The sequence below is a fragment of the Nonomuraea composti genome (assembly GCF_012034275.1).
Classification (GTDB): domain Bacteria; phylum Actinomycetota; class Actinomycetes; order Streptosporangiales; family Streptosporangiaceae; genus Nonomuraea; species Nonomuraea composti.
The window spans coordinates 1-10,073 of the sequence record NZ_JAATEP010000111.1; the positions used below are offsets into that span (position 1 = coordinate 1).

9 protein-coding genes and 1 pseudogene are annotated in these 10,073 nt (G+C 74.8%); 4 read left to right on the forward strand and 6 right to left on the reverse strand.

Annotation, left to right across the window (positions count from 1 at the left end; all coding sequences use genetic code 11):
- Together HCN51_RS56900 and HCN51_RS56905 are read left to right on the forward strand one after the other, a co-directional pair.
- Positions 1-1,012: ROK family protein (locus HCN51_RS56900; RefSeq protein WP_168022100.1), on the forward strand; the 1,012-nt coding region annotated here is incomplete at its 5' end.
- A 14-nt stretch (positions 1,013-1,026) separates the two neighbouring features.
- Positions 1,027-2,466 carry a M81 family metallopeptidase gene (locus HCN51_RS56905; RefSeq protein ID WP_346434187.1) on the forward strand — a complete coding sequence of 480 codons (1,440 nt, stop codon included), beginning with the start codon at positions 1,027-1,029 and terminating at the stop codon, positions 2,464-2,466.
- Positions 2,467-2,518: 52 nt separating this feature from the next.
- Here HCN51_RS56905 and HCN51_RS56910 read toward each other — a convergent pair whose 3' ends face one another.
- The 4 genes from HCN51_RS56910 to HCN51_RS56925 are packed head-to-tail and all read right to left on the reverse strand — an operon-like array spanning position 2,519 to position 6,080.
- Complete coding sequence (locus HCN51_RS56910; RefSeq protein WP_168022101.1) at positions 2,519-3,700, reverse strand: CaiB/BaiF CoA transferase family protein; 1,182 nt, start codon at positions 3,698-3,700, stop codon at positions 2,519-2,521.
- Between the two features lie 13 nt (positions 3,701-3,713).
- Complete coding sequence (locus tag HCN51_RS56915) at positions 3,714-4,073, reverse strand: hypothetical protein (RefSeq protein WP_487353039.1); 360 nt, start codon at positions 4,071-4,073, stop codon at positions 3,714-3,716.
- A 27-nt stretch (positions 4,074-4,100) separates the two neighbouring features.
- A complete protein-coding gene (locus tag HCN51_RS56920) occupies positions 4,101-5,348 on the reverse strand; it encodes a DUF3500 domain-containing protein (RefSeq protein WP_168022103.1) in 1,248 nt (415 codons plus the stop codon).
- Between the two features lie 21 nt (positions 5,349-5,369).
- Positions 5,370-6,080: a FadR/GntR family transcriptional regulator gene (locus HCN51_RS56925; protein WP_168022104.1), complete on the reverse strand. Its 711-nt coding sequence runs from the start codon at positions 6,078-6,080 to the stop codon at positions 5,370-5,372.
- Between the two features lie 77 nt (positions 6,081-6,157).
- Here HCN51_RS56925 and HCN51_RS56930 point away from each other — a divergent pair, with 77 nt between their 5' ends.
- The gene (locus tag HCN51_RS56930; protein WP_080045961.1) at positions 6,158-7,006 is read left to right on the forward strand and encodes a fumarylacetoacetate hydrolase family protein; all 849 of its coding nucleotides are present in this window, start codon (positions 6,158-6,160) and stop codon (positions 7,004-7,006) included.
- Positions 7,003-8,517, forward strand: a complete 1,515-nt coding sequence (locus HCN51_RS56935; RefSeq protein ID WP_168022105.1) for a carboxyl transferase domain-containing protein — start codon at positions 7,003-7,005, stop codon at positions 8,515-8,517. The genes HCN51_RS56930 and HCN51_RS56935 overlap by 4 nt, the downstream gene beginning before the upstream one ends.
- A gap of 57 nt (positions 8,518-8,574) precedes the next feature.
- Here the strand turns inward: HCN51_RS56935 and HCN51_RS56940 are convergent, their stop codons facing one another.
- Positions 8,575-9,558, reverse strand: a complete 984-nt coding sequence (locus HCN51_RS56940) for an aldo/keto reductase (protein WP_168022106.1) — start codon at positions 9,556-9,558, stop codon at positions 8,575-8,577.
- Between the two features lie 281 nt (positions 9,559-9,839).
- Positions 9,840-10,073, reverse strand: a pseudogene (locus tag HCN51_RS56945) (hypothetical protein); the annotation flags it as partial.

Genomic DNA, 10,073 nt, shown 5'->3' on the forward strand with positions numbered 1-10,073 from the left:
GTTCCGGCGCGGGGGGGAGGAGGGGGGCTTCTCCGCCGTCGCCGAGCTGGGCGCCCGCCACGCCCGCGTCGGCCTGTGCTCCCCTTCGGGGGACCTGCTGACGGCCGAGGAGTTCGCCGTCGACATAGGAGCAGGGCCCAAGGCGATCTTCGACGAGATCGGCGCGGCCTTCGACGGCGTCCGGGCCGCGCACGCGCCCGGCCGGCGGCTGCTGGCCGTCGGCATGGCGCTGCCGGGCCCGGTCGACTTCCCGCACGGGCGGCTCGTCGGCCCCGCCCGCATGCCCGGCTGGAGCGGGTACGACGTCCAGAGCGACCTGCGCGACCGGTTCCAGGTGACCGCCGTCGTCGACAACGACGCCAAGGCCGCCGCCATCGGCGAGCACGTCACCCGGCGCGACTCGGGCGAGCACGCCGTCCGGCGTGACCAGGCAGAGCACGCCAACCGGCGCGACCCCGGCGACATGATCTACGTCAAGGCCGGCAGCGGCATCGGCGGCTGCCTGGTCAGCGGCTCGCGCATCTACCGCGGCGGGCGCGGCCTGAGCGGCGACCTGACCCACGTGCGGGTGGCCGACAGCGGCGAGCGCGAGTGCTCCTGCGGCGGCAGCGGCTGCCTGGAGACCGTCGCCAGCGGCGCCGCCCTGGCCCGCGAGCTGGCCGGGCGCGGCCTGCCCGTGGCCGACATCCGCGACGTCATCGCCGCCACCGTCAACGCCGACCCGGCCGTGGTCACCCTCGTCCGCCAGGCCGGCCGGCTGCTCGGCGTCGCCCTGTCGGGGCTGGTCAACTTCCTCAACCCCGACAGCGTCGTCATCGGCGGCGCCCTGTCCAGCCTCGACGTCTACGTGGCCGCCGTCAAAGGCATGCTCTACGAGCGCTGCCTGCCGCCGCTGACCCAGTCCCTGTCCATCGAGGCGAGCATCGCCGGCCCCGACGCGGCCCTCATCGGGCTGGGCCGGCTCCTGCGGGAGACGGCCGACCTGCGTCCCGTGCCGGAAAGTTCCTCCTAGAAAGCAGCACAGCAGTGTCCTTGCGCATCGCCATCTGCGGCGTCCACATCGAGTCCAGCACGTTCTCCCCGCACGTGAGCGGCACCGCCGACTTCGAGGTCACCCGGGGCCAGGCCCTGCTCGCCCGGTACGGCTGGCTCGGCGAGCCGTGGGCGGCCGGCGTCGAATGGGTGCCGATCGTGCACGCCCGCGCCCTGCCCGGCGGCGCCGTCGAGCCCGCCGCGTACGACGCCTGGCGGGCCGAGATCGTCGAGGGCCTGTCCGACGGCACGTTCGACGGCGTCCTGCTGGACATCCACGGCGCCATGAGCGTCGTCGGCCGCCAGGACGCCGAAGGCGACCTGATCACCGCCGTCCGCTCCGTGATCGGCCCCGAGCCGCTCGTGTCGGCCGCGATGGACCTGCACGGCAACGTCTCCCCCACCCTGTTCGCCGGCTGCGACCTGCTGACCTGCTACCGCACCGCGCCCCACGTGGACGTCTGGGAGACCCGCGAGCGCGCCGCCCGCAACCTCGTCGAAGCGCTGCGCCGCGGCGGCCGGCCGCACAAGGCGCTCGTCCACGTGCCGATCCTGCTGCCCGGCGAGATGACCAGCACCCGCGTCGAGCCCGCCCGCGGCCTGTACGCCCGCATCCCCGAGATCGAGGCCAGGCCCGGCGTGATCGACGCCGCCGTCTGGATCGGCTTCGCCTGGGCCGACGAGCCGCGCTGCACCGGCGCGGTCGTCGCCACCGGCACCGACGCCGCCGCCACCGAGCAGGCGGCCCGCGAGCTGGGCCAGGCGTTCTGGGACGCCCGCGACGACTTCGCCTTCGTCGCCCCCACCGGCTCCATGGACGAATGCCTCGACGCCGCGCTCAAGGACGGCTCCGCCCGCCCGTACTTCATCAGCGACTCCGGCGACAACCCCGGCGCGGGCGGCGCCGACGACGTCACCTACGCCCTGGAGCGGATGCTGGCCAGGCCCGAGATCCGCGACGGCTCGGTCCGCGCCGTCTACGCCTCCCTGTACGACCCGGAGGCCGTGGCCGCCATCTCCCACCTGCCGGTCGGCTCGCCCGTCAGCGTGCGCGCCGGGGGCCGCGTCGACACCCGCCCGCCGGGGCCGCTGCTGCTGGAGGGCACGCTGGAGGCGCTGGCCGACGACCCCGACGGCGGGCTCGTGGCCGGCGTGCGCATCGGCGGGCTGAGCGTCTTCCTCACCTCGCGGCGGATGCAGTACCGGCTGCTGGAGTCGTACCGGCGGCTCGGGGTGGACGTCGCCGGGGTGGACGTCGTCGCGGTCAAGATCGGCTACCTGGAGCCGGAGCTGTTCGAGGCGGCGGCCGGCTGGATGCTCGCGCTCACGCCGGGCGGCGTGGACCAGGACCTGCACCGGCTCCCGTACCGCAACCTGAAGCGGCCCATCTTCCCCCTGGACCAGGACGCGGCACTCGACCTCAGCCCGCGCTGACCTGAGCCCGCACTCGACCCCAGCCCCCGCTCGACCCCGGCCGCACTCGGCCTCAGCCCTCGCCGACCTCCGCGCGGATGCTCGGGCCGTCGGCGTCGAGCACCGGCGGGGCCGTGTGGTCGCGGCGGGTGGTCTCCCGCTCGCCGTCCGGGCCCGCCGTGAAGAAGCGCAGCGGCGGGCCGGGCAGGCGCAGGGGGCCGAGGGTGTCGTGCTCGACGTCCACGAGCAGGCCCTGCGACAGCGTCTGGTCCCACGCGTAGACCTCGTCGATCGTGCGGACCTTGCCCGCCGGGATGCCGGCCGCGGCCAGGCGGGCGAGCAGGGTCTCGGCCGGGTGGGCGGCGAAGGCGGTCTCGATCAGCTCGATCACCCGTTCCCGGTTGGCGACGCGCTCGCCGTTCGTCGCCAGGCCCGGCTCCTGCGGGTCCAGGCCGAACTCGGCGCACAGCCGGCGCCACAGCGGCTCGCTGCCGCACGAGAGCTGCACCGACCCGTCCTGGCAGCGGAACAGCCCGTACGGCGCGATCGACGGATGGTGGTTGCCCTGGGCGCGGCCGACCTGGCCCGCGACGGTCCACGCCGTGCCCTGGAAGGCGTGCACGCCGACGACGGAGGCCAGCAGCGAGGTGCGCACGACCTGGCCGCGGCCCGTGCGTTGCCGCTCGATCAGCGCGGCCAGCACCCCGTACGCGCCGTGCAGGCCGGCCAGCAGGTCCGCGATCGGGACGCCGACGCGTTGCGGGTCGTCCGGCCCCGATCCGGTGAGCGACATCAGCCCGGCCTCGCCTTGGGCGATCTGGTCGTAGCCCGCCCGGCCGCCCTCGGGGCCGTCGTGCCCGAAGCCGCTGATGGACAGCGTGACCAGGCGCGGGTTCAGCTCGGCCAGGACGCCGGTGCCGAAGCCGAGCCGGTCCAGCGTGCCGGGGCGGAAGTTCTCCATGAGCACGTCGGCGCGGCGCAGCAGGCTCGTGAGCACGCCGCGGTCGGCGTCGTCCTTGAGGTCGAGGGCGATCGACTCCTTGTTGCGGTTGGCCGACAGGAAGTACGTCGACTCGCGGTCGCCGTGCTCGGACCGCACGAACGGCGGGCCCCAGCCGCGGGTGTCGTCACCGCCGGCCGGGTTCTCCACCTTGATCACGCGGGCGCCCAGGTCGCCCAGCATCATGGCGGCGTGCGGGCCGGCGAGGGCGCGGGTGAGGTCGACGACGAGCACGCCGTCGAGCGGTCCTGGCATGGGGGCTCCGATCTCAGAGTGTGGCGGCGGGCGCGGGCGCGCCGAGGCGGGCGAGGAAGCCGGTGGCGAGCTCGGCGGCCGCGTCACCGGCACCATAGAGGTGGAAGTCCGGTCGCACCAGCACGGCGCCGGCGGCGAGCGTGTCGAGCCAGGCGCCGTCCACCCCGTCCACGTCCTCGACCACCGTGACCCTGGGCGGCTCGGGCCCCGACAGCGCCACCAGGTCGACCCCCAGCTCCTTCAGCGCCGCGCCGGGCAGCCCGGCCAGGCCGCCCGCCTCCCGGGCGATCAGCGCGCCCGGCCCGCCGAACACGTCGTCGAACAGCCCCGCCACTCCGCTGGGGAGCCGCACGCGGCCCTGGCGGGCGAGCAGGCCGCCGGCGGGGCCGCGCCTCGGCGCTCACCTGGCCCGCTCCTGCCACTGCCGCACCCAGGCGCGGCCGTAGTCGTTGCCGTGCGGGGTACGCAGCACGGTGTGGACGTGGAACGGCTTGGGCGTGTCGTAGTCGAGGAAGACCCCGCAGTGGTGGTCGAGCTCGGCGATGAGCACCGGCGACTGCAGCCGGTAGTAGAAGACGTCGCCGGGCCGGTGCCCGCCGATCCAGCAGAACCACGTCTCGTCCAGGTGCTCGGCGATCTCCCGCAGCCGGGCCGCGCGCGGCCCCTCGGGCAGCAGCCGGACGAACTCCTCGGCGATGGCCAGCGCGTGCGCTTGAGCCTCGGCGGGCGCGCCGGCGAGCCGGATCCCCTCGAACGGGATGACCCGGTTGTCCTGGAACGCCCCTGCCAGGTGGCGTTCGTCACCCGGATGCACCCGGCCCTCCGGCATGGCCGGATCGACCATCCGCTCGTACAGGACGGCCTGGCGCCGCTGCTCCTCCGGCAGGGTCGCCATCAGCGCCAGCCCGAGCCGCACCCGGTCGGCGAACAGGTCGCGCAGGCCCGCGTGCGGCCCCGCGTCGATCTCGTCCGGCTCGGCGCCCAGGAACACCGGCGACAGCGCCATGCGCCCCTCGACGACCAGGCAGTTGAGCGCGCAGTGGTGGCCGTAGAGCTGCCAGCCCCACGGGGCGCGCGGGTCGGGGGTGCCGTAGAGGGCGATGTTGTAGCTGAACTCGTTGAGGATGCTCTCCAGGCCGACGACCTCGCCGAGGAAGCCGTTGACCAGCATCATCGCGTGCGCGAGCCGGTAGCCCTCCGGCGAGAGCGAGGCCCGCACGAGCGCCAGCGCCCGCTCGCGGACGGCCTCCGGCTGGAGGTCCAGCCGCAGGCCGGTGTCGAACTGCATGAACTCCGGGTTCGCCCACGTCTGCCACTCCACGGCGTCGGCGGCGAAGGAGATCCGCTCGCGTCCCTCGTCGTCGAGGACGGCGAGCAGGTCGTTCGCGGCGGCCACCATCGCCTCGACCGGCGCCTCCTCCCCCGGCTCGGCGGGCTTGAGCGGGTAGAGGCCGTCGCGCAGGACGCCGTCCTCGGTGACGCCGCGGAAGTCGTTCCTGTAGAGCGGCGTCCAGCCCTCGACCAGGCCGCCGGTGAACGTGCCCGGCCTCCTCGCGAGCTCGCCGTAGGCGTACGGGTCGAGCCCCCGCACCTCCGCCAGCCTCGGGTGGTCGTGCGGGAACAGGTACTGGCGGTACTCACCGGGCATGGCAGGCCCCTTCGGTCTTTCTCAGGTGGTGGTGTTGTGCCGCGCCACGGCGGCGCGCACCGCGGCCTCGTCGCCGTCGGCGATCGCCTCGACCAGGTCGGCGTGGACCTGGTGGCGCTCGGCGCGGTAGCCGGAGGCGGCCGCGTCGTCGTCGAAGCGGGAGGACGCGGCCCCCAGGTGGCCCAGCGTGCCGATGTAGACGGCCCGCGCCATCGCGTTGGGGCTGATCGCGGCGATGCGCTCGTGCAGGGCCCAGTTGGCGCGCATGAACCCGGCCCAGTCGGGCGCCGCCTCAAGCTGCCCCAGCAGGGCGCGCAGGTCGGCGACGTCCTGGGCGGTGCGGTGCCGGGCGGCGCCGACGTCGATCAGCTCTTCGAGGTGGTCGCGCAGCTCGATGGCGTCGGCGACCGTGCCCGGCTCCTCCTCGACGCTCAGCAGCGTGTGCCGCAGCCGCACCACGGGCCCGCGCTCGGCGACGAACAGCCCGCCGCCGCGCCCCGGCCTGATCTCCAGCACGCCCCGGTCGCGCAGCAGCCGGACGGCCTCGCTGACCGTCGCGTAGGCCAGACCGGTCTCGGCGCGCAACGACTCCAGCGTGCCGACCGGCTCGCCGGGGGCCAGGCCGCGCGTGCGGATCCGGTCGTCGAGCAGGGCGGCCAGTTGCTCGGCGCGGGTGCGCGCGCCCTGCCCCAGGCCGGTCAGGGCTTGTCCGGACGAGGAAGTCTGCGGCATAGTCTCATCTAAACACAAACCTCCGAACCTTTAGAAGGGTTCGTTTCTTTCAGCGCGAGCGCAAGGAGAGATCACCGATGAGGATCGTGGGGATCCGCCGCGACGGCGGCCCGGTCGAGGTGGCGTCCCTGTCACCCGACGGCACCGAGGTCACGGTGCTGGCCCCGCTGGAGCGCTTCTGGGCCGACGCGGCCGGCCACCTGTCGCGGGAGCCGTCCGGTCCGCCCGTCCCCGCGGCGGACGTCACGTTCGTGCCGCCCGTGCTGCCCGGCGCCCGCGTCATCTGCATCGGGCTCAACTACCTCAAGCACGTCGCCGAGGGCTCCTTCGCCGGCAAGGACCTCCCGCCGCACCCCACGCTGTTCGCCCGCTGGACGCAGTCGCTCACCGTCGGCGGCGCCCCCGTCCCCGTCCCCGCCAATGAGGACGGCCTCGACTGGGAGGGCGAAGTCGTCGCCTACGTCGGCGCGCCCCTCGTGGACGCCGACCCCGACCAGGCGCTCGCCGCCGTCGTCGGCTACTCCGCCTTCAACGACATCACCTCCCGCAAAGCGCAGAAGCTCACCAGCCAGTGGATCCTCGGCAAGAACGGCGACAACTCGGGCCCCCTCGGCCCCATGGTGCCCGCCCCCGAGGTCGGCGACCTGCGCGACGGCCTGCGCGTCCGCACCCGCGTCAACGGCGAGGTCGTCCAGGACGGCAGCACCGACGAGATGGTCTACACCGTCGGCGACACGCTCTCCCTCATCTCCCGCACCTTCACCCTGCGCCCCGGCGACCTGCTCGCCACCGGCACCCCCGCCGGCGTCGGCTACGCCCGCACTCCCCCATGGCTGCTGCGGCCGGGCGACGTCGTCGAGGTCGAGGTCGAACGCCTCGGCACCCTCCGCAACCCCATCGTCGGCAACGACGCCCGGCTGCGATGACCCGGCTGGGCGCCCGCGCGCTGATCGAGGCCACCGTCGACCCCGGCAGCTTCCGCTCCTGGGACGAGCCCGTCGAGCTCGGCGCGTACGACGCCGACTATCTCGCCGTGCTGCGGCGCGCCGCCGAACGGGCCGGCACCGACGAGGCCGTGCTCACCGGGCGCGCCGCCATCCGCGGGCACACGGCGGCGCTCGTCGTCAGCGAGTTCGGCTTCCTCGGCGGCTCCATCGGCGTCGCCACCGCCGAGCGCATCGTCGCGGCCGTCCGGCGCGCCACCCGCGAACGCCTGCCCCTCATCGCCGCACCCGCCTCCGGCGGGACCCGCATGCAGGAAGGCACGCCCGCCTTCGTGCGGATGGTCGAGATCAGCCGCGCCGTCGTCGCGCACAAGGCCGCCGGGCTGCCCTACCTCGTCTACCTGCGCCACCCCACGACCGGCGGCGTGTTCGCCTCCTGGGGATCGCTCGGGCACGTCGCGGTCGCCGAACCCGGGGCGCTCATCGGCTTCCTCGGCCCCGTCGTCTACCGGACCCTGCGCGGGGAGCCGTTCCCCGAAGGGGTGCAGGTGGCCGAGAACCTGGTGGACAAGGGCATCCTGGACGCGGTCGTCCCCACGGACGAGCTGGCCACCGTCGCCGCCCGCGCCCTCGCCCTCCTCACCGGCCACCCCGCCGGGCACGGCTCACCCGTCACGGCCGACCCGCTCCTCCCGGCCACGACCGCCCCAGGCAGCGCGAGCGACGTGGCGCCCGCGGCGGCGGGGGACGCGTGGACGTCGATCGCGCTGACGCGGCGGCCCGACCGGCCCGGGGTGCGGGAGTTGTTGCGGTACGCCGCCGACGACGTCCTGCCGCTGCACGGCACGCAGCTCGGCGAGACCGACGACGCGCTCCTGCTGGCGCTGACCTCGTTCTCCGGCACCTCCTGCGTCCTCGTCGGCCAGGACCGCCGCACCCAGTCCCAGCAGCGGCCACTCGGCCCCGCCGCGCTGCGGGGCGCGCGCCGGGGCATGCGCATCGCGCAGGAGCTGCGCCTGCCGCTGGTGTGCGTCATCGACACCCCCGGCGCCGACCTGTCGGCGGCGGCCGAGGAGGGCGCGCTGGCCGGCGAGATCGCCCGGTGCCTGGCCGAGATGGTGGAGCTGACCGTCCCCACCGTCTCGGTGCTGCTGGGCGAGGGGACGGGCGGAGGCGCGCTGGCACTACTGCCGTCCCGCCGGGTGATCGCGGCGGGCAACGCGTGGCTGTCACCGCTCCCGCCCGAGGGCGCCAGCGCCATCCTCTACGGCGGCCCCGAGCAGGCGGCGTCGGTGGCCGGGCGGCAGCGGGTACGCGCGTCCGACCTGCTCGCCGAGGGCATCGTGCACGCGGTCGTGCCGGAGCCGGTGCCCGCCCACGAGGACCCGGCCGGGTTCGCCCGCCGCGTCGCCACCGAGTGCGTCCGCCAGATCCGCCTCCAGCACCCCCACGACGACACGAACGCGGCAAGACGCCCCCTGGCGGCCTCATGACCGTTCAGGCCGGAAGCCAAGGCGGCTCGCCCATGCGGGGCGGGCGCCGCGTCGTGATCAGGACGGGCGCTGGAGGAGGTCGTCGATCTGGGCCAGGTCGGCCGCGCTCAGCGGTCCGTGGCGCAGGGCGCCGGCGTTCTCCTCGGCCTGGGCGGCCGTCCTGATGCCGGGGATCGGCAGGGTGCGGGCGCTGCGGGCCAGCAGCCACCCGAGCGCGCCCTGGGCGAGGGTGCGGCCGCCGGAGGTCAGGATGTCGCGGATCGCCTCCATCATGCTCAGGAACTCGGGGGCGGGCCGGCCGTCGCGGAAGAGGGTCATCCACGCCGGCGAGTCCCCCCGTACGTCGTTGCCGGGCAGCCGGGACTGCGGGCCGTACTTGCCGGACAGGAGCCCCATCGCCAGCGGCCCCCGGTTGACCGAGGCGAGGTCGTGCGTGTCGCAGACGGCGAGCATGGCGGGCGCGTCGCGCAGGACGCTGAGCTCGTGCTGCACGGCCGCGCAGTGCGGCCCCTTGGCGAAGGCGGCGGCCCGCTCGGGGTCGTCGGTGCTCCACCCGTAGGCGCGGATGAGGCCGCCGTCGACGAGTTCCTCCAGGGTGGCGATGAGGTCGTCCACCCGATCGAGCGGCGCGTCGCCGACGTGGAGCTGGTAGAGGTCGATGCGGTCGGTGCCGAGCCGGTCGAGCGAGGCCCGGCAGGCCCGCCGGACGTGGCCGGGCGAGATGTCGCGGCCGGTGACGGTACGCGTCTCCGCGTCGAAGACGTTGCCGAACTTGGTGGCGATGACGACGTCGTCGCGCCGCCCGGCCAATGCCCTGCGCAGCACCCGCTCGCTGTGGCCGGTGCCGTACACGTCGGCGGTGTCGAAGAAGGTGATGCCGAGGTCGAGCGCGCGGTGGATCGCCGCCACGGACTCGTCGTCGTCCACCTCGCCCCAGCCGGCGGGCTTGCCGCCGGACGTGAACGGCCCGCCGATGGCCCAGGCGCCGAACCCGATGGCGCTCACCTGGATGCCGCTGCGCCCCAGCTGCCGGAATGTCATGTCAGGCTCCTTCGTGCCGCGTACGTGCTCGGGGACGACGCTGCCACCTGGACCGGGCTCCAGGTCAAGCCGCGGAATCCCCTCTCATCCGAGAGTCCTGCTCCGGCGAATGAAGGGCAAACGGCTGCGGCCGCACACATATGTGGTGGTCCCGGTGCGCGGGGTGGCCGGGACCCACCGAACGAGCAGGGTCGGTGCCGCCGCCTTCGTGCGGAGCACCCGAGGGCCGGACCGCGGGTGACGGGACCACCCTCGTCCACGGTGGCCCGGCCCCGGCGGCATCAGCTCACGGACGCGAAGATCTGCCCCACGTCCGGTCTGGTCTTGATGAAGCCGAAGCCGTACATGAGGTCGGCGAGCTTCTGCACGCCGGCTCGGTCGCTCTCCATCGTGAACGTGCCGACCCGCATGGCCGCCGCCACGTCGGGCGAGATCTGCGTGTAGGTCGGCACGACCTCGTCGATGGCCTTGCGGTCGGCGCCGGCGATCTGCTGGCCCTTGGCCAGGGCGCGGTG

What these genes read in the sequence shown, in the direction of transcription:
- HCN51_RS56925 (WP_168022104.1), bottom strand. Translation starts at nt 6,080, where the DNA reads ATGCCGCAGACTTCCTCGTCCGGACAAGCCCTGACCGGCCTGGGGCAG.
- HCN51_RS56935 (WP_168022105.1), top strand. Translation starts at nt 7,003, where the DNA reads ATGACCCGGCTGGGCGCCCGCGCGCTGATCGAGGCCACCGTCGACCCC.
- HCN51_RS56940 (WP_168022106.1), bottom strand. Translation starts at nt 9,558, where the DNA reads ATGACATTCCGGCAGCTGGGGCGCAGCGGCATCCAGGTGAGCGCCATC.
- HCN51_RS56910 (WP_168022101.1), bottom strand. Translation starts at nt 3,700, where the DNA reads ATGCCAGGACCGCTCGACGGCGTGCTCGTCGTCGACCTCACCCGCGCC.
- HCN51_RS56930 (WP_080045961.1), top strand. Translation starts at nt 6,158, where the DNA reads ATGAGGATCGTGGGGATCCGCCGCGACGGCGGCCCGGTCGAGGTGGCG.
- HCN51_RS56920 (WP_168022103.1), bottom strand. Translation starts at nt 5,348, where the DNA reads ATGCCCGGTGAGTACCGCCAGTACCTGTTCCCGCACGACCACCCGAGG.